Source organism: Trueperella sp. HMSC08H06, from assembly GCF_001808465.1.
In the GTDB taxonomy this organism is placed as follows: domain Bacteria; phylum Actinomycetota; class Actinomycetes; order Actinomycetales; family Actinomycetaceae; genus Trueperella; species Trueperella bernardiae.
In genome coordinates, this window is the sequence record NZ_KV793341.1 from 161,969 (window position 1) to 180,143 (window position 18,175).

Consider the following 18,175-nt stretch of genomic DNA (forward strand, 5'->3'; position numbering starts at 1 on the left):
CGAATCAGCGCTAATTTAGCTCATCGCCGCGTGCAGGTAGGGGTTGTGGCGCACCTCGTGGAACATCGTGGTGGACGGGCCGTGGCCGGGGAAGACTGCGGTCTCGGGCTTGATCACCTGGACCAGCAGGCGCAGGCTGGCGGCCATCTTCTGCTCGTCACCGCCCGGCAGGTCCGTGCGACCCACTCCCCCGTTGAACAGCACGTCACCGGCCAGCATGATCGGCTCGACCTGGCCGGTGGACATCATCGCGCCCTCGCGGTCCGGGGCGGGATTGCCTTCGAGGAGGAAGACCGTGGAGCCCTCGGAGTGGCCGGGCGCCGGCAGCGCGCGGATCGAGATTCCCGGCACGATCTCGAAGGGCCCCGAAAACGCCTCGGCCGGTAGCTCACGCAGGCCCTCGGGCTTGACCCAGGGCTGGGCGCCCATGCGCGAAAGGGCCAGGGCGCGGGACGGATCGACCGGCAGGTAGGCGGCCGGGTCGTCCATCCGGTACATGTCCGGGCCCGGGATGTAGACCGGAGCCGATCCCGCGACCGTCGCCACGTCCCACACGTGATCCGGGTGGCCGTGAGTGAGCAGAACGGCACCCAGGCTCAGCCCGCGCTTCTCGAGCGCGCCGGGCACCCAGGCGTGCGAGCCGGCGCCCGGGTCGACCACGAGCGCGGAGGACTGCGCGGCGAGGATGTAGGTGTTGGCCTGAAGGAACGTGTCACTGTTACGAAGGAAGTACATGTCTTCACGCTACCGTTAAGCTAACTTTGAGCGCATCTAAGATAACCAGAATGCGAAAAATGGACTATAAACCGCGTAGACTGTTCCACGACATACGCGAACGGTGTGGCACCGCCAACCCCGTCTACTGAGGAGAATCTCATGACCGAGTCCACGAACGAGTCCATGAACACAACCGAGGCACCGCAGGAAACGCCGATCCCGGCGCCCCGCCCGAAGCCGCAGGTGGCAGCCCCGGTTCCCGAGGTCGACGACGCGGCGGCAGCGGCGGCCGCCAAGTGGGGCCGCGTGGATGACGAAGGCAACGTGTGGCTGCGCTCCTCCGGTAACGACGCCGAACGCATCGTCGGCCAGTACACGATCGATGGCTCCGATAAGGACGCCCTCGGCCTGTACGTGCGCCGCTACCTCGACCTGGAAAACGAGGTAAGCCTGCTCGAGGCCCGCCTGGCCAACATTTCCCCCGAGGAAATTTCAGCTTCCATCAAGGCGCTGACCGAGCAGCTGCGCGAGCCCGCCGTCGTCGGCGACGTCGAAGCGCTGCGCAAGCGCGTGGAAAGCCTTGAGGGCGCCGCCGAAGAGCGCCGCGCCCAGGTCAAGGCCGAGCGCGAAGAGGCGAAGAAGGCCTCCGTTGCCGAGCGCACCGCGATCGTCGAGGCGGCCGAGGCGGTCGCCGCGCAGGACCCGGCGAACACGCACTGGAAGAATTCGCGCGCGGAGCTGACCAACCTGCTCGAGCAGTGGAAGTACGCCCAGCGCCACTCCCCGCGCATTGACCGCACCACGGAAGAAGAGCTGTGGAAGCGCTTCTCCTCGGCACGCACCACCTTTGACCGCCACCGCCGCCAGTTCTTCTCGCAACGCGATTCGGAGCGTAAGGCGATCACCGCGCGCAAGGAGGCCCTCATCGCACGCGCCGAGGCGATCGCGGACTCCACCGATTGGGGCCCTACCTCGGGCCAGTTCCGCGAGCTCATGAACGAGTGGAAGCGCGCAGGCCGCATGAACAAGCGTGAAGACGACGCGCTGTGGGAGCGCTTCAGCGCCGCCCAGAACCGCTTCTACGAGGCCCGAAACGCCTACAACGCCGAGATCGACGAGGAGTTCGCCGCCAACCGCGACCGCAAGCTCGAGCTACTGGCCGAGGCCGAGAAGCTCCTGCCGGTGACCGACATCGACTACGCCAAGGCGCAGATCCGCGCGATCGGCGAGCGCTGGGACGCCATCGGCCGCGTGCCGCGTGCTGACATGCAGCGCACTGAGGGCCGCATGCGTGACATCGAGACCCAGATCCGCGACGCCGAATCCGAGCAGTGGAAGAACTCCGACCCGGAGAAGGACGAGCGCTCCGCCGGCATGGCTGAACAGCTCCAGCACCTCATCGACGAGCTCGAGACCCAGATCGCCCAGGCCCGCGAGGCAGGGGATGAGAAGAAGGTCAAGGAGTACGAGGACGCCCTCGCCGCCCGCAAGGCATGGCTGAGCGCGGTCCAAGGCGACTAGGCCGAATGACGTGGAAGGCGCCGCCGGTTTTTCCGGCGGCGTTTTCTTTGTCCACAGGTGTGGGAAGACGCGCAGCGTCCCTCGCGCGACGTGATGGAATCACCCCATGACGCTCCACATCTATCAACCTCAGTCACTCGCCGAGCACCACGAGGCGCGCACCCTCGCCGGCGCCGGCCTCATGATCGACATCGGCGACATCGGCTACGTCGGGGTCGACCTGTGCAAGACGCCCGAATCACGCGCCCAGCTCCTTGCCATGCGCAAGCCGGGCAAGGCCTTCGTGCGCGAATCAGCCCTCTTCATCCACACCGGCTGGCACACGCCCCAGCTCCAAGAGCAGGTGGACGCCGTGCCGGCGTCGTCGATCCCGGGCACGGACCTGACCGAAGTGGGCGGCAAGTTCGTCACCACACTCGAGCGCACCGCGATCGACCTCATGGCCAACCGCGAAGACTCCGTCGAACTCCTGTGCCTGCTCGTGCGCGCCGGCACCAGTGTGGCGGCCATCGAACAGCGGGCCTACCAGCTCTCCACTCACGGCATCACGCGCGTGCGCGAGATCCTTACTCAGCTCCCCCGTGAGCTCGGACAGCCTCTCTCGCCGAGCCCGTAAGCCGGTAGGCGGCGTGCACGCCCTCGATCTTGCGTAGCTCGGTCAGCACCTGCTGCAGGTGGCGCGGGTCCGCCATCTCGAAGGTGAAGTTGAGCCGGGCCACTCGCTCGTTGGAGGTGTTCATCGAGCCGGTGAGCATGTTGATGTCGTGCTCTGATAGCGCACGCGTGACGTCCGCCAGCAGGCCCTTGCGGTCGAGCGCCTCGATCTGGACCTGGACGAGGAAGACGTTCGAGTCGGCGTCGTCGGCCCACGCGATGTCAATGAAACGCTCCGGCTCACGCTTGAGCGAACGCATGTTCGTGCAGTCCTTGCGATGCACCGAGATGCCACTGCCGCGCGTGATGAAGCCGACGATCTCGTCCGGCGGTACCGGCATACAACACTTGGCGAGCTTGACCAGCACGTCCGTGTCCTCGATATCTGAGACGATGACCGCCGACGACGCCGACCCAATCTGCTGGTGCTGGATGCGCGTGGGAGTGACCGCCTCGGCCATCGTCTCCTCCACGCCGGCGGTGCCACCCTGGGAAGAAATGAGGCGACGCACCACGGTCTCCGGAGAGATCGTGCCCTCCCCGATGCTGGCATACAGCTCGGTGACGTCTCGCTTGGACAGGTCCTGCGCCACGGCCTTGAGCGTCTCGTGTGACATGAGGCGCTGGACCGGCTCGTTCTTGCGGCGGATCGCGCGGGCCAGCTTGTCCTTGCCCTGCTCCACGGTCTCCTCGCGGCGCGACTTCGTAAACCACGCCTTGATCTTCGACCGCGCCCGCGGGGTGGCCACGAACTCCTGCCAGTCCTGGGACGGCCCGTAGTCCTCTGAGCGAGAGGTAATGATCTCTACCGTGTCGCCAGATTCGAGCCGGTGATCGAGGGTGACCAGCTTGTCATTAACCTTCGCCCCCACCGTGCGGTGACCGACCTCGGTGTGGACGGCGTAGGCAAAGTCTACCGGAGTCGAACCCGTGGGCAACTCCATGACCTCGCCCATCGGGGTGAAGACGTAGACCTGGCTGCCCGACATCTCGAAGCGCAGCGAGTCGAGGAACTCCTTCGGGTCCGCCGTCTCGCGCTGCCAATCCACCAGCTGGCGCAGCCACTCCAGCTGCGTGTCCGCCTGCGCGCTCGTATCCGCCTTCTCCGCGTTCGGGTTCTCCTTGTAACGCCAATGAGCGGCGACACCGAACTCGGCGCGCTTGTGCATCTCATACGTGCGGATCTGGATCTCCACCGTCTTGCCGCCCGGCCCGATCACGGTGGTGTGGATCGACTGGTAGAGGTTGAACTTCGGGGAAGCGATGTAGTCCTTGATGCGCCCCTGGACGGGGACGTAGAGCGAGTTGGCGATGCCGAGGGCCGTGTAGCAGTCCTGGATCTCCTCCACCAGCACGCGCACGCCGATGAGGTCGTAGATGTCCTCGAAATCGCGCCCGCGCAGGATCATCTTCTGATAGATCGAGTAGTAGTGCTTGGGCCGGCCCGAGATCGTGCAGCGGAGCTTGGCCTTGCCCAGCTCCCGCTCCAACTCGGCCTTCATTTGCGAGATGTAGCGTTCGCGCTCCGGCGCCCGGTCCTGGACCATTCGCTCGATCTCGGAGTAGACAGCCGGGTAGAGCTCCTTAAACGAGCGGTCCTCCAGCTCCCACTTGATCGAGTTCATACCCAGACGGTGGGCAAGCGGGGCGTAGATCTCCAAGGTCTCACGCGCCTTCTTCTGCGCCGAGCCCGGGCTCACATACTTCCACGTGCGCGCGTTGTGGAGCCGATCGCCCAGCTTGATAAGCAGCACGCGGATGTCCTTCGCCATCGCGATGACCATCTTGCGCACGGTCTCCGCCTGGGCGGCTTCGCCGTATTCGACCTTGTCGAGTTTCGTGACCCCGTCCACCAGCAACGCCACCGTGCAGCCGAAGTCGCGCGTGAGCTGCTTGAGCGAGTAGCTCGTGTCCTCCACCGTGTCATGCAGGAGCGCGGCCACCAGCGTGTCCTCATCCATCCCTAGCTCGGCCAAGATCGTGGACACTGCCACCGGGTGGGTGATGTAAGGTTCACCCGACTTTCGCATCTGGCCAGCGTGAGCGCGCTCGGCGGTTTCAAAGGCACGAATAATGCGCGCCTTATCCAGCTTGCGGTTGCCGATAGCGCGCATGAGTGGCTCGAGCAGGGTGGGCGTATCGCTCTTGCGCCCGAGCCAGGAAAGCCGCGAGCGTACCCGCGGTTCCTCTTCGTTGACCTTTGCATCCATGTGGGGATTATACGTCACCGTGATCAGCAATGACGAAGCCCCACATGGGCGCAGGCCTAGTAGCTGATGACCGACTCCACCGGGTAGTCGTAGCGCTCGGCCAGGTACTCACGCCCGCCGAGGTCAGCCAGCTCGAGCAGCACGCACAGGCCAGCAGGCTTGCCGCCCGCCTTCTCGATGAGGTGGAAGGCCGCGCCCGCCGTGCCACCGGTGGCGAGCACGTCGTCGATAACGAGCACGCGCATGCCGTCCTTCACCGTGAAGGGCTGCAGTTCCATGCGAGCCGACCCATACTCCAGGTCGTAATTCACGCCGACGACGGGGCCCGGCAGACGCCCGGCCTTACGCACGGTCAGCATGCCGATCCCGAGCTCGTGAGCGAGCGGGGCGCCGAGGATGAAGCCACGCGATTCGAGGCCCGCCACCGCGTCGCACTTGCCGCGGTAACGATCGGCCAGGATCTTGATGAGGGAGGCGAACGCTTCGCCGTCGGCAATCAGGGGCGTGATGTCACGGAAGAGGACACCACGCGCCGGGAAGTCCTCCACCTCGCGCACGTGGGACTTGACAAGTGCTACGGAGTCTTGAGGGAAGATAGCCTCAGTGCTCATCGCTTATTCCTTTTCTTTCGCTTCGGCTGGGACCGCTGGCCCTTATGGCCGCCGGAAACACGCTCGGTTACCACGGTACCCGCACTTTCCTTCTCATTGTCAGTTCTCTCGACGCCAATCTCCTCGCGCCGCGCAGTGACGCGGGCGGTGTGTGCCTTGATCTTCGGATCACGCTCAGCCAGCCACACCGCCAGCGGAGCCGCCAGGAACACCGAGGACAGGGCCGAGAGCACCATGCCCACGAACATGACCAGCGCCAGGTCGCGCAGCGTCTCCGCGCCCAGCCACCACACACCGACGATCAGCACCGAGATGACAGGCAGCCAGCCGGTGACCGAGGTGTTGAGCGAACGGATGAGGGTCTGGTTGATCGCCAGATTCGCTTCCTCCGCGTACGTCATCTGCGTCTGGTGCTCGAGCTCGGCCGTGTTCTCACGCACCTTGTCGAACACCACCACGGTATCGTAGAGCGAGTAGCCCATGATCGTCAGCAAGCCGATGATCGTGGCGGGCGCGATTTCGAAGCCTAAGATCCAGTAGATCCCGAGCGTGACTACGAAGTCGTGCAAGAGCGCGCCGATCGCGCCGACCGCGATGGTCCAAGACTTGAAGTAGATGATGAGGACCACCGAGATCAGCACCATGAAGATCACCATGGCTCGGATCGCCTGGGCCAGGATGTCCTGGCCCCACGAAGGGCCGATGTACGTAGACGTCACGTCCGCTTCCGGCACGTCGTAGGCTTCGGCCAGGCCGGCGCGCACCTCCTGGGTTTTCGTGTCGTCCAGCGACTCAGTCTGGACACGGATGGCCTCCTGGCCAACATCGGACACGCGCGGCACCGACGTCGACACCTTGCCGACGACGTCGTACGCCGGCTGGTGATCGAGGGTGGCCGTGCCCGAGACCGTGAACTGGGAGCCCCCGCGGAACTCGATACCGAGGTTCGGCTCGCGGATCGCAAACGACGCCAGCGAGAGAAGGACGGCGACGATCGCGATGCTAAACCACAGCTTGCGCTGCCCCACGATGTTGTAGGAACGCTTGCCCGTGTACAGGCCGTTACCAAAGGAGTACATCGACATTACTGGTCTCCTTCCTTCCGGCGCGCCTCTCGCCTCTGGCGAGCACGCTGCTGGGCAAGCGATTCGCCGGTGAAACGGGCGTCGGGCATCTCGTAGTCGTGGATGACGGCGCCGTCGGCGGCCACCATCGCATCCTTGGGCTTGTTCTGCTTGCGCTCGGGCACCGTGCGCCCACGGTAGCGCGGAGTTGACTCAAGCTTCTTCGTGTCCATGCCCGAGCCGCGCTTGCCTTTCCCGAAGAACGCGGTGCGCGAAATCAGGGTCATGATCGGGTAGGTGAACATCATGACCACCACGAGGTCAAGCACCGTGGTCACGCCGAGTGTGAAGGCGAAGCCGCGCACCGAACCAACCGTGAGAAGGAAGAGCACCACCGAAGCGGTGAGGTTGACCAGGTCAGAGATGATGATCGTACGCTGGGCACGGTTCCAGCCGTGCTGAACCGCGCTGGCCACGGATCGGCCGTCACGGATCTCGTCACGGATGCGCTCGAAATAGACGATGAACGAATCCGCCGTCACGCCGATCGAAATGATGATACCGAGCACTCCCGCCATCGACAGGCGATAACCCATCGTCCACGACAGCAGGCTGATGATGAGGTAGGACAGGCCCGTGGAGGTGAGGATCGAGCCAATCGCCACCACGCCCAGGGCATGGTACTGCCAGATCATGTAGATGACGATGAGGACCAGGCCCACCAGGCCGGCGATGAGGCCCGAGCTCAGCTGCTCGGCGCCAAGGGTCGCGGAGATCTGTTCCTCGGACTGGACGTTGAACTGCAACGGCAGCGAGCCGAACTTCAGCTGGTTCGCCAGTGCCCCGGCCTCGTCCGCCGTGAAGCGGCCGGTAATCTGCGCCTGGCCGCCCGTGATCGGGTAGGACACGCGGGCCGAGGAAATGACGCGGCCATCGAGTACGGACGCGAACGAATTGCGCGGCTCCTTGAGCTCAGACAGGCGCGTGGTGACATCGCCAAAGATCTTCCCGCCCTCGGAATTGAAGGACATGTTGACTGCCCAGCCGCCCGTGGGCTGGCCCTGCTGGTTCGTGGCCGGCGACGACGACGCGCTGTCAAGCTGCGTGCCGTCCAGCTCCGAGGGGCCAAGGATGTACTTGGTGGTCGTATCCGGCTCGCAGGCAACGATCGCGGTGTCCGGGCTATCCGTCTTTTCCGCCGGGCGCGAATCGGGAACCGTGCAATCGAGCGTGTACGCGTCGTACATCACCTGCTCGGTGATCCAGTTCGTATCCGAGGCGTTTTCCGGCGTCTGCGCCGGCTCGGCCGACAGCTCCCCATCGCCGTCGACGTCGGCGAGCTTTCGGATCGCCTCATCGACCGCGGCCGCGTCCATCGTGGCCGGGTCAAGATCGCCCGCATTCTCCCCCAGCGCGGCGACGACCGACTGGGCATCCATCGGCGCGGGGTTCAGGATCGACAGCACCGGGCGCATGCGCAGCACGGCCGACGTGCGCACCAGGTCGAGCGTCTCCTTCGACGGCGTGCCCGGCAGAGCGACGATGATGTTCGAACCGCCCTGGGCCGTGATCTCGGCTTCAGCCACGCCCGTGGCGTCCACACGCTGGCGGATGACGTTGATTGCCTCGCGGATATCGGAGGCAGTCACCTCCGAGCCGTCGGTTGTGACCGGGGTAAGGATAATCTGGGTACCGCCCTCGAGGTCGAGTGCGAGATCCGGGGTGAATCTGGTCTTGTCGCCACTCAGGCTCCCTGCGATGAGGGAGCCCACGAGTGCGAGAACAAGGATAAAGAGGACGGTCAAGCGGCGCCACGGCTTCGGCGTCGGATCCTCCAGGTGGCTTGACGACACGTTAGTTCCTTTGAGCCTCGTCTTTACTTGTCGGTGTTGGAATCGTCGGAAAGGTCCGGGTCGGCCTCCTGGGAGTCGAGGAATGCCTCGACGTCCTCCGTCTCATCCTCTTCACTGTTGCCGAGTGGGATGTCCATCTGGGCCACGATGGCCGTGCGCAGCCACACCGTCTCATCTCCCGAGGGGGATTCGAGGGTTACAGCGTCACCATCAATGTCAACGATACGGCCGAAAAAGCCGGCCTGCGTCATGACGTTATTGCCCACCACGAGGGCTTCTTCGCGCTTGGCGAGTTGAGCCTTCTGCGCCTTCTTCGCGCCACGGTTCATCAGCCAGAAAAAACCGAGCATGACGACCGTGAGGATCACCAACTCAACGGGAATACCGGGCATCTTTTCTCCAATCGACCAAAGCGTTTGTTGCTTTGTGACAACCGTACAAGTCTACCCGCATTCACCCAGACGGTCGATGTTCTCCCGCCGTGGAGCGAGTCACGAAAACAGCGTCTCCTCCGGCGCCGCAAGGCCCAGGTGCTGGAAAGCGAGCGAGGTGGCCTGCCGCCCGCGCGGGGTGCGGATCATGAAACCCTGGCGCACCAGGTAGGGTTCGGCCACGGTCTCCACGGTCTCTGGCTCCTCGCCCACCGACACGGCGAGCGTGGACAGGCCCACGGGCTGGCCGCGGAAGCGAATGCACAGTACGTCGAGCACGGCGCGGTCCAGCCGGTCGAGTCCTTTCTTGTCCACCTCGAACACCTCGAGGGCGGCGCGCGCCGCGTCGAGATCCAGCACCCCGCTGCCGCGCACCTGCGCCCAATCCTGCACCCGGCGCAGCAGCCGATTGGCGATGCGGGGCGTGCCGCGCGAGCGCGAGGCGATCTCATGGGCCGCGTCCGCAGTGAGCTCGACGGCGAGCTTGCGCGCGTTGCGCTCCACGATGAGGGCGAGCTCGGGCACCGAGTAAAAATCGAGGTGCGCGGTGAACCCGAAGCGGTCACGTAGCGGGGCCGGCAACAGGCCCGATCGGGTGGTGGCTCCGACCACCGTGAACGGCGGCAGCGGCAACGGGATCGACGTGGCGCCCGGCCCCTTGCCAATCATCACGTCTACACGGAAATCCTCCATCGCCAGGTACAGCATCTCCTCGGCCGTGCGGGCAAGGCGGTGGATTTCGTCAATAAAGAGCACGTCCCCCTCGTTGAGGGAGGACAGGACGGCGGCGAGGTCACCTGCGTGCTGGATTGCCGGCCCGGAGGTCAACCGCAACGCGCCGTTGACCTCCGCGGCAATGATCATCGCCAGCGTGGTCTTGCCCAGGCCCGGCGGCCCGGCGAGCAACACGTGGTCGGCCGACTTGTTGCGCTGCACGGCCGCCTCGAGCACGAGCGAGAGCTGGTCACGCACGACCTCCTGGCCCACGAACTCCTCGAGGACCTTCGGGCGTAGTGCCGCCTCTTGGGCACGTTCGATATCGGTGGCGTCCGGATCCGTGTACTCGTTCACCGCTACCTCCGCTGCCCGAGGACCTGCAGGGACGCGCGCAGCAGCTGGGCGAGCGTGCCCGTGGGCGTGACCTTCAGCGCCTCGGCCAGTGCCGCCGCCGCGTCGCGCTCCTTCCAGCCCATGCCCACGAGCGCCGCGATCACGTCTTCCTCATGCGACGATGCCGACTCCGCCGGCTCCGCCCCGACGGCCGGGCCAAGCTTTCCAGCCAGCTCCAGCACCATCCGCTGGGCTGACTTCTTCCCCACCCCCGGAATGCGCACGAGGCTCGCCTCGTCCTTGCTTTCGATCGCGCGGAGAAGCTCATCGGGCGGCAACGTGGCCAGGATCGTCAGCGCCGACCGGGGGCCGATCCCCGTGACGGACCGCAGCACGTCGAACGTGACCCGCGCGTCGTCGTCGTGAAAACCGAAAAGGGATGACTCCCCCTCGCGCGAGGTGACCATCGCGATATGGACGAAGGCCTCCTCTCCCACGCGTAGCTGGGCGAGCGTGTCGGGGGTGGCAGAAAAAACGTAACCGACGCCGCTTGCCTCGATGACGGCCTCCGTGGCCGACGCGCGCAGGACCGGACCGCGCAAGGAAACAATCATGTACCCTCCGATTCGAACATATGTTTGATTATAGCCGTTCGTGATTGGCCGTGTCGACAGGGGCGCCGTGGCAGGTCAGCTACTTGGGCTCGACGGCGCCGTGCCTACGCGATAGTCGTTCGGCGTTGGCCCACATCCGCTGAGCCGGGGTGAGGTCGTTGCCCTCGACGCGCGGCAACATGCCGGCGCCGCCGTGCTGGGAGCGGTCCGGGTGGGTGGCTCCTCCACGCCAGGCATGACAAATCGCCACGGCGAGCGCATCCGCGGCGTCCTTCGGGCGCGGCGGGGCATCGAGGCGCAGGATCCGCTGGACCATGAGCTGGACCTGGGCCTTCTCGGCCCGGCCGTTGCCCGTCACGGCGGCCTTAACCTCCGACGGGGTGTGCATTCCGAGCGGCAACGATGCCTTCGCCGCCGCTAGCATCGCGATCCCTGCCACCTGGGCCGTGCCGGTCACGGAGCGCACGTTCTCCTGGGCGAAGACCCGCTCGATCGCCACCACCTCCGGCCGGTAGAGCCGGATTGCCTCCTCGATAGCATTCGAGATCATGAGCAGGCGCTGGTGGGGCGCTATTTCGGGCTTGGTGTGGGCGACGTCGACAGCGACGATTGTCACCTGCCTCCCCCGCGCATCGACCACGCCGATCCCGCAGCGCGTCATGCCGGGATCAACGCCCAGGACACGCACTCTTAGTCCTCTTCCTCCAGCTGCGCCGCGATCTCGGGCGAGATGTCGACGTTGGAGTAGACGTTCTGGATGTCGTCGAGGTCATCGATCGCGTCAATGAGCTTCATGACCTTGCGCGCCGTGTCCAGGTCCACGCCCACCTTCATCGAGGGCACGAACTGCACTTCGGCCGAGTTGTAGTCCACGCCCGCGCCCTGCAGGGCCTTGCGCACCTCAACCACGTCGTTCGGTTCGGACAGGATCTCGAAGGTTTCCCCGTAGTTGGTGATTTCCTCGGCGCCCGCGTCGAGAACGGCCATGAGCAGCTCGTCCTCGTCGTTGCCCTCGGCCGGCACCTCAACAACACCCTTGCGGGAGAACATGTAGGCAACCGAGCCCGGGTCGGCCAGCGTGCCGCCGTTGCGGGTCAGCGCCACGCGCACGTCGGACGCCGCACGGTTGCGGTTATCTGTGAGGCACTCAAGCAGGATCGCCACACCGCCGGGGCCGTAGCCTTCGTACATGATTGACTCGTAGTTGACGGCGTCCCCGCCCTCGCCCGAGCCGCGCTTGACGGCGCGGTTGATGTTATCGGCCGGCACGGAGTTCTTCTTGGCCTTTTGAATGGCGTCGTACAGGGTGGGGTTACCATCGGGGTCGCCGCCGCCCGAGCGCGCCGCGACTTCGATGTTCTTCACGAGGCGTGCGAACAGCTTGCCGCGTTTAGCATCGATCGCGGCCTTCTTGTGCTTCGTGGTTGCCCACTTGGAATGTCCTGACACGTATTCTTCCTTTCGACTCACGTACGCAGGTCATTGTACAACGCCCGCGCGTCTATTCTTCAACGGCGTGGATGAGCTCGCCGTCCCAGCCCGAGCGCCACCGTCGGGCCATCTGGACGAGCCCGACGGGGAAAACAAGCTCCCCGGACTCCTCCGCCGCGGCGAGCTCATCGAGGTCCCACCAGCGCATGTCGTCCAATAGTTCCAACTCCTGCTCGGTCAGGCGCGCGCCGGCCCGAGAGTCGATCCGCGCCTCCTCGGCTTCGTTCACGTGCAGGAGGAAAAAGAGCTCGTCCTGTTTGCGCGTGACGTAGTAGAAGCGGAAGGTCGAACGACGGTCGAGCACGGGCCCTTCCAGCCGCCCCGGCTCCACGCTCAGCCCGGTTTCCTCCGTGAGCTCGCGCGCCGCGCCCTCAGCCGGCGACTCACCTTCCATCAGCCCACCCCCGGGCGTGAACCACCAGCGGTAGTCGGGCCGGTCGATGTCGTGGCCGAGGATCATGAGGATCTGGCCGCGCGTGTTGAACACGACGCAGCGGCCCGCGCTGCGGTGCGGGAAGCCGTCGGCGTCGAGTGGCCACTCGCTCACGGTCTCACTCACGGTCGAGCCGGTCGTCAAGGTTGACCATCTGCGGCTCGGGCGCCCGGCCGTGCAGGTGGAGCAGGCGCACGAAGGCGTTACGCCGCACCCGGCGCGCCTGGGCAACGTGGTTGTTGTGGAAGCGGCGCGTCATCTGCACCGCGATCCGGGCGCGCTCCAGGCCCTCCAGCTCCGGCGGGGCGGAATCCAACTGGTCCACCGAGTGGCGCAGTGCACGGCTGAGCTCCGATTCGAGGCTGAGGCGGTCCGGCGTCTCGCCCGCGCGCCCGGTGAGCGCGCGCCCCTCGTCGTCGATGTCGATGGCGTCCAGGCCGTCGTCGACAATCGGGTAGGCGGCGGCCTCGATCGCCTCGGTGGCGAGGTCGGCCAGTACGATCGAGCTTGCCACGTCGAGTACGCCCGAGCGCGCCACGCGAAGGGCGGCCTGGGCCCGGTCGGCCAACGCGCGCTCGAGGGCCACGCGCGACTTCATGACGTTCTTGTGGACGCGGTCGAGCGAGCGGGCATAGAGGGTCGCCGCGATGACGGAGAGGATAAGGAGGCCAAGGATCACGAGGAGGACGGTCTTCCAGATCACGGCTCCACCTCGATCCTTGCCGTGCGGATCGCTGTCTCGTAGACGGACAGAATGTGGGAGGCCACGGTCCCCCAGTCGTAGCGCCAGGCGGCCTCGGAGGCGAGCGTGGCCACCCGCTCGCGCATCGGCCGATCGGCGAGCGCCCCGTTGACCACGCGTGCCAGGTCGCCCGGATCCTCGTTGCGGAAGTGCACGCCAAACTCCCCATCCGATAACACCGCGCGGAAGGCCGGGATGTCGGAGGCGACGACGAACGCGCCCGCGCTCATCGCCTCCACTAGGATGATGCCGAACGACTCCCCGCCCGTGTTGGGCGCAAGATAGGCATCCGCGCTGCCGAGCAAGAGCGCCTTGTCCTCATCGGAGACCGGGCCCAAGAATTCCACGGCCTGCGCGTCGGCGCCGAACATGCGCCGGGCCTCATCCTCATCGCCCTTGCCCGCCACGAGCATCCGCACGCCGGGATGCGCCGCGCGGATCTGGTCAAAGGCCTCGGCGACCACGGGCAGGCCCTTGCGCGGCTCGTCCAGCCGGCCAAGGAAGGCCAGCGTGGGCGCCTCGGGCGTGCCGGTGAAGCGCGGGTCAGGACCGTCGATCTGCAGGTCGGAGACGAACACGCCGTTGGGGATCACCCAGGCGTCCCCGCCCAGATGCTGGACGGCCGTGCGCCGGGCCTCCTCTGACACCGCGATGCGCGCCTGGATCTTATCCAGGATTGGCACGAGGAACGGGGAAGCGAGCGTCAGCATGCGCGAGTGGTCCATCGCCGTGTGGAAGGTGGAGACCACCGGACACTCGGCGCTCATGAGCGCCAGCATCGATACCGACGGGGTGAAGGGCTCGTGCACGTGGAGCACGTCGAAGTCGCCCTGCTTGAGCCACTTACGCACCTCGCGGTTCACCCGCGGCCCGAAGCTGAGGCGGGCCACCGAGCCGTTGTAGCGGACCGGGATCGCCGCGCCGACGGGGCACACGAACTCCTCCGCAGGCGTGTTCTCCGCCGGTGCAATGACCGACACCTCGTGTCCGCGCACGATGAGCTCCTTGGCAAGATCGCGGATGTGATATTGCACGCCCCCGTGCACGTCCCACGAATACCCGCAGGCAATTCCTATCTTCATGTGGTTTCCTTCGCCCTGGCCAGCCGCTCGGGGTCCAGGTCCTCGACGAATACCTTTTGAAGCATATGCCAATCCGTCACGTGCCTGGCAAGCAACGGCCCCACCTGGTCCAGCCACTCCTGGTTCATCCGCAAGATGTCGGCCTCGCGCTCCTCCGCGCTCGCCTCCGGGCCGACGCCGGCGCTGATCGGCTCGCCGAAGATGATCTTGATACCGTAGCGGCTCCCGGAGCGGCGCACCCGTTCGGCGTCGTGGCCGAAATCGTCGGTGACGATGGTGATCGGCCACATGGGCTCTCCCGTGCGCTGGGCAAGCAGGGCCGAGCCGACCGCCACGCGCACCGGCTTGCCCGTCAGATTCACCTGAACACCGGAGGCCGACAGGTCGCGGTCGCACAGGAGCGTGACGATCACCGACTCCTCGCGCATCGAGCGCTCGAGGCTCGCAATCGCCCCGCCGCCGGTCTGGTAGATGGTCAACCCGATCGAGCGGCGGAAATCGAGGAACTGGTCCGCGAGTTCGGGCGGATTGAGCTTCTCTGCAATCGAGTGCACCGGCGCGAGGTGCTTCGTGGCCCAGGCCCCTGCCAGGTCCCAGTTGCCGATGTGCAACAGCGCCGCCGACGCGGACCTCCCCGCCGCCAGGTGCTCCCGGAACGCCTCGACGTTCTCACAGCTCACGCGTGCGTCGATCTGGTCGGGGGTGAGCGAGCTCAGCCGGAACATCTCATAGTAGTAGTCCATGTACGAGCGCATCGCCTTCGCGCTGCGCCGCCGCGCCCGCCACGAGCCGGCCGCGGGCACAATCCGTTCAAGGTTCGCCCGCAGCTGGACGGCCCCGCGCATGTTCGACGCGCCCGTGACCGTACCAACGGCCCGGAAGATCGCCCGGCCCACCGGCTCAGGCAGCGTCTTCACCAGCCACGAGGCGGCCGCAAATACGCGCAGGATATTCACGCGTCACCAGCCTGTGCCATCTGCTTGTAGACGTAGACGATCCGCTGCCCCACCGTGAACAGGGCAAGCACCGCGAGCACCCACAGACCGATCGCCATCACCCAGTGCGTGGCTCCAAACCCGGTGGCGAGCACGAGGATGAGGGCGAACACCAGGCGGTCGGCCCGCTCGGCCAGCCCCACCGACGCCGAATAGCCCACGCCCTCGGCGCGCGCCCGGGCATACGGAACGATTCCGCCGACGACGGCGGCCGCGATCGCTCCCGACACCACCCAGGCCTTCGTCGGCTCGTCGGCTTGGAGGTAGCCCCACATGGCGAGCGCGGCGAAGATCGCCCCGTCCGCGAAGCGGTCCATGGTCGAATCGAGGAAGGCCCCGAACTTCGTACTCTTGCTCGTCATGCGCGCCATCTGACCATCGAGGTTGTCGAAGATGACGAGAATGGTCACCACAAGCGCACCCACCAGCAGGTAGCCAAGCGGGAAGAGGACCAGCGCGGCGGCCGAGGAGGCCACCCCGCCCACAATCGTGACGGCGTTGGGGGTGACCCCCATCCGGACCAGGGCCTTGGCGATAGGGCCGAAGATGACCTTGGCCAGCGGCCGGCCGCTGCGAGACAGCATGGCTACTCCCTACTGGTTCTCATGGTTGTCGATGGCCGCGCAGATGCGCTCGATCGCCTCGTCCACGGCAATGCCGTTGTCCTGCGAGCCGTCGCGCATGCGGAAGGAGACCGCGCCGGCCGCCGCGTCGTCGCCACCAGCGATAAGCGTGAAGGGGATCTTGTCCTTCGAGGCGTTGCGGATCTTCTTGCCGAAGCGGTCATCGGAGGTGTCGACCTCCACGCGCACGCCCCGCGCCCGCAGCTTGTCCGCCACCTCGAACAGGTAGTTGTCGAAGGCCTCGGCCACCGGCACGCAGCGCACCTGCACCGGCGCGAGCCACGCCGGGAAGGCCCCCGCGTAGTGCTCAGTCAGCACGCCGAAGAAGCGCTCGATCGAGCCGAAGAGCGCGCGGTGGATCATCACCGGGCGCTGGCGCGAGCCGTCGGGTGCGGTGTATTCGAGCTCGAAGCGCTCGGGCAGGTTGAAGTCGAGCTGAATGGTGGACATCTGCCAGGTGCGCCCGAGTGCGTCCTTGGCCTGAACCGAGATCTTCGGCCCGTAGAAGGCGGCGCCCTCCGGATCCGGCACCAGCTCCAGGCCGGAGGCGGTGGCCACCTCCTCGAGCACGCGCGTGGATTCCTCCCACACCTCGTCATCACCTACGTACTTCTTCGGATCCTTGGTAGACAGCTCGAGGTAGAAGTCGTCCAGGCCGTAGTCCTTGAGTAGCGACAGCACGAAGTCGAGCAGCGCGGTCAGCTCCTCCTTCATCTGCTCCCGGGTGCAGTAGATGTGGGCGTCGTCCTGGGTGAAGCCGCGAGCGCGGGTCAGGCCGTGGATGACGCCGGAGGCCTCGTTACGGTAGACCGTGCCGAACTCGAACAGGCGCAGCGGCAGCTCGCGGTAGGAGCGCCCGCGGGAGCGGAAGATCAAGTTGTGCATCGGGCAGTTCATCGGCTTGAGGTAGTAGTCCTGGCCTTCCTTGACCACATTGCCCTCGGCGTCGACCACCTCGTCCATATGCATGGGCGGGTACATGCCGTCGCGGTAGAAATCCAGGTGGCCCGAGATCTGGAAGAGGTTGCCCTTGGTGATGTGCGGGGTGTTAACGAAGGAGTAGCCGGCCTCCAGGTGGCGCTTGCGGGAGTATTCCTCCATCACCATGCGGATGATGCCGCCCTTGGGGTGGAAGACTGCCAGGCCGGAGCCGATCTCGTCAGGGAAAGAGAAGAGGTCGAGCTCGTTGCCGAGCTTGCGGTGGTCTCGCTTTTGCGCCTCCTCGATCCGTGTCTTGTAGGCGAGCAGCTCGTCCTTGCTCGGCCACGCGGTACCGTAGATGCGCTGGAGGGAGTCTTTGGCCTGGTCCCCGCGCCAGTAGGCGGCCGAGGAGCGGGTGAGGGAAAACCCGTTGCCGATGAGCTTCGTGTTCGGCAGGTGCGGGCCGCGGCACAGGTCGGTCCAGACGGTCTCCCCACGGCGGTTGACGTTGTCGTACATCGTCAGCTCTCCCCCGCCGACCTCCACCGAGGCCCCCTCGGCCGCCTGGTCGTTATCGGCGTCGGAGCCGCCCTTGAGGGAGATGAGCTCGAGCTTGTAGGGCTGGTCGGCGAGCTCGGCCGCGGCGGCGTCGTCGGAAATCGGGCGACGCACGAAACGCTGGCCCTCCTTCACGATCCGCGCCATGTCCTTCTCCAGCTCTTTGAGGAGCTCGGGGGTGACGGCGGGGATGTTGCCAAAGTCGTAGTAGAAGCCGTCGGTGATGAACGGGCCGATGCCGAGGTTGACGGACGGGAACTTGTTCTGGACCGCCTGGGCGAGCACGTGGGTGGCCGAGTGGCGCAGGATGTTCAGGCCGTCCTGCTCGTGGATCGTGACTCCTTCGACAGTGGCGCCGTCGGGCAACGTGGCCAGGTCCGTGGCCAGGTCCTTCAGCTCGCCGTCCACGCGAAGCGCGACGATCTCCTTGCTGTCCTTGAAGTGGTCAATGCCGCTCACGGACTCGCTGATCTGCAGCGAGTCGCCGTCAATTACTAGGTTGGGCACCCTGGCTCCTCTCATCCGGTACGCACAGACAAGGTACGCACGTCGCCATCATACCCCGCCACGTGAGCGGGCCTTTTCTCACCTTCATGTGAAGCCCT

At 65.9% G+C, this 18,175-nt stretch carries 18 protein-coding genes; 2 read left to right on the top strand and 16 right to left on the bottom strand.

Features of this window, described 5'->3' with window-relative positions; genetic code table 11:
* Positions 1 to 15 precede the first annotated feature (15 nt).
* Complete coding sequence (locus tag HMPREF3174_RS01360) at positions 16 to 735, bottom strand: MBL fold metallo-hydrolase (protein WP_062612403.1); 720 nt, start codon at positions 733 to 735, stop codon at positions 16 to 18.
* A gap of 141 nt (positions 736 to 876) precedes the next feature.
* Between HMPREF3174_RS01360 and HMPREF3174_RS01365 the strand changes: the two genes are divergently transcribed.
* Together HMPREF3174_RS01365 and HMPREF3174_RS01370 are read left to right on the top strand one after the other, a co-directional pair.
* Entirely contained in the window at positions 877 to 2,238 is a 1,362-nt protein-coding gene (locus HMPREF3174_RS01365) for a DUF349 domain-containing protein (protein ID WP_244899204.1), read from the top strand.
* Between the two features lie 106 nt (positions 2,239 to 2,344).
* Positions 2,345 to 2,854, top strand: coding sequence for a hypothetical protein (locus tag HMPREF3174_RS01370; RefSeq protein ID WP_062612401.1), 510 nt, complete (start codon positions 2,345 to 2,347; stop codon positions 2,852 to 2,854).
* Here the strand turns inward: HMPREF3174_RS01370 and HMPREF3174_RS01375 are convergent.
* The 15 genes from HMPREF3174_RS01375 to thrS form a co-directional block, all read right to left on the bottom strand.
* On the bottom strand, positions 2,805 to 5,102 hold the full coding sequence (locus HMPREF3174_RS01375; protein ID WP_068538327.1) for a RelA/SpoT family protein: 2,298 nt from the start codon (positions 5,100 to 5,102) through the stop codon (positions 2,805 to 2,807). The genes HMPREF3174_RS01370 and HMPREF3174_RS01375 overlap by 50 nt on opposite strands.
* A gap of 56 nt (positions 5,103 to 5,158) precedes the next feature.
* Positions 5,159 to 5,713 (bottom strand): adenine phosphoribosyltransferase, encoded by a 555-nt coding sequence (locus tag HMPREF3174_RS01380; protein ID WP_062612397.1) that lies wholly within the window; start codon positions 5,711 to 5,713, stop codon positions 5,159 to 5,161.
* Positions 5,710 to 6,798 (bottom strand): protein translocase subunit SecF, encoded by a 1,089-nt coding sequence (gene secF / locus HMPREF3174_RS01385; protein ID WP_062612394.1) that lies wholly within the window; start codon positions 6,796 to 6,798, stop codon positions 5,710 to 5,712. Before secF ends, HMPREF3174_RS01380 begins: the two co-directional genes overlap by 4 nt.
* A complete protein-coding gene (gene secD / locus HMPREF3174_RS01390) occupies positions 6,798 to 8,630 on the bottom strand; it encodes a protein translocase subunit SecD (protein WP_068538328.1) in 1,833 nt (610 codons plus the stop codon). Before secD ends, secF begins: the two co-directional genes overlap by 1 nt.
* Positions 8,631 to 8,653: 23 nt before the next feature.
* Positions 8,654 to 9,022, bottom strand: coding sequence for a preprotein translocase subunit YajC (gene yajC, locus HMPREF3174_RS01395; RefSeq protein ID WP_062612392.1), 369 nt, complete (start codon positions 9,020 to 9,022; stop codon positions 8,654 to 8,656).
* Between the two features lie 99 nt (positions 9,023 to 9,121).
* Positions 9,122 to 10,132 (bottom strand): Holliday junction branch migration DNA helicase RuvB, encoded by a 1,011-nt coding sequence (gene ruvB / locus HMPREF3174_RS01400; RefSeq protein WP_070447485.1) that lies wholly within the window; start codon positions 10,130 to 10,132, stop codon positions 9,122 to 9,124.
* 2 nt (positions 10,133 to 10,134) lie between these two features.
* Positions 10,135 to 10,725 carry a Holliday junction branch migration protein RuvA gene (gene ruvA / locus HMPREF3174_RS01405; RefSeq protein WP_062612387.1) on the bottom strand — a complete coding sequence of 197 codons (591 nt, stop codon included), beginning with the start codon at positions 10,723 to 10,725 and terminating at the stop codon, positions 10,135 to 10,137.
* 79 nt (positions 10,726 to 10,804) lie between these two features.
* Positions 10,805 to 11,413 carry a crossover junction endodeoxyribonuclease RuvC gene (gene ruvC / locus HMPREF3174_RS01410; RefSeq protein WP_062612383.1) on the bottom strand — a complete coding sequence of 203 codons (609 nt, stop codon included), beginning with the start codon at positions 11,411 to 11,413 and terminating at the stop codon, positions 10,805 to 10,807.
* Between the two features lie 2 nt (positions 11,414 to 11,415).
* On the bottom strand, positions 11,416 to 12,174 hold the full coding sequence (locus HMPREF3174_RS01415; RefSeq protein ID WP_062612380.1) for a YebC/PmpR family DNA-binding transcriptional regulator: 759 nt from the start codon (positions 12,172 to 12,174) through the stop codon (positions 11,416 to 11,418).
* 52 nt (positions 12,175 to 12,226) lie between these two features.
* Complete coding sequence (locus HMPREF3174_RS01420; RefSeq protein WP_244899202.1) at positions 12,227 to 12,763, bottom strand: NUDIX hydrolase; 537 nt, start codon at positions 12,761 to 12,763, stop codon at positions 12,227 to 12,229.
* Between the two features lie 4 nt (positions 12,764 to 12,767).
* Positions 12,768 to 13,352, bottom strand: a complete 585-nt coding sequence (locus tag HMPREF3174_RS01425; RefSeq protein ID WP_070447490.1) for a hypothetical protein — start codon at positions 13,350 to 13,352, stop codon at positions 12,768 to 12,770.
* Positions 13,349 to 14,473 (bottom strand): glycosyltransferase family 4 protein, encoded by a 1,125-nt coding sequence (locus HMPREF3174_RS01430; protein WP_068538332.1) that lies wholly within the window; start codon positions 14,471 to 14,473, stop codon positions 13,349 to 13,351. The genes HMPREF3174_RS01425 and HMPREF3174_RS01430 overlap by 4 nt, the downstream gene beginning before the upstream one ends.
* Entirely contained in the window at positions 14,470 to 15,429 is a 960-nt protein-coding gene (locus HMPREF3174_RS01435) for a phosphatidylinositol mannoside acyltransferase (RefSeq protein WP_068538333.1), read from the bottom strand. Before HMPREF3174_RS01435 ends, HMPREF3174_RS01430 begins: the two co-directional genes overlap by 4 nt.
* Complete coding sequence (gene pgsA / locus HMPREF3174_RS01440) at positions 15,426 to 16,052, bottom strand: phosphatidylinositol phosphate synthase (protein WP_068538334.1); 627 nt, start codon at positions 16,050 to 16,052, stop codon at positions 15,426 to 15,428. Before pgsA ends, HMPREF3174_RS01435 begins: the two co-directional genes overlap by 4 nt.
* A gap of 9 nt (positions 16,053 to 16,061) precedes the next feature.
* Positions 16,062 to 18,077, bottom strand: a complete 2,016-nt coding sequence (gene thrS / locus HMPREF3174_RS01445; RefSeq protein ID WP_371258049.1) for a threonine--tRNA ligase — start codon at positions 18,075 to 18,077, stop codon at positions 16,062 to 16,064.
* Positions 18,078 to 18,175: the final 98 nt, after the last annotated feature.

Bases quoted from the DNA above. Each gene is read 5' to 3' on its own strand.
- yajC (WP_062612392.1), bottom strand. From the start codon at position 9,022: ATGCCCGGTATTCCCGTTGAGTTGGTGATCCTCACGGTCGTCATGCTC.
- HMPREF3174_RS01380 (WP_062612397.1), bottom strand. From the start codon at position 5,713: ATGAGCACTGAGGCTATCTTCCCTCAAGACTCCGTAGCACTTGTCAAG.
- secF (WP_062612394.1), bottom strand. From the start codon at position 6,798: ATGTCGATGTACTCCTTTGGTAACGGCCTGTACACGGGCAAGCGTTCC.
- HMPREF3174_RS01370 (WP_062612401.1), top strand. From the start codon at position 2,345: ATGACGCTCCACATCTATCAACCTCAGTCACTCGCCGAGCACCACGAG.
- ruvA (WP_062612387.1), bottom strand. From the start codon at position 10,725: ATGATTGTTTCCTTGCGCGGTCCGGTCCTGCGCGCGTCGGCCACGGAG.
- HMPREF3174_RS01360 (WP_062612403.1), bottom strand. From the start codon at position 735: ATGTACTTCCTTCGTAACAGTGACACGTTCCTTCAGGCCAACACCTAC.
- pgsA (WP_068538334.1), bottom strand. From the start codon at position 16,052: ATGCTGTCTCGCAGCGGCCGGCCGCTGGCCAAGGTCATCTTCGGCCCT.
- HMPREF3174_RS01365 (WP_244899204.1), top strand. From the start codon at position 877: ATGACCGAGTCCACGAACGAGTCCATGAACACAACCGAGGCACCGCAG.
- HMPREF3174_RS01430 (WP_068538332.1), bottom strand. From the start codon at position 14,473: ATGAAGATAGGAATTGCCTGCGGGTATTCGTGGGACGTGCACGGGGGC.
- HMPREF3174_RS01375 (WP_068538327.1), bottom strand. From the start codon at position 5,102: ATGGATGCAAAGGTCAACGAAGAGGAACCGCGGGTACGCTCGCGGCTT.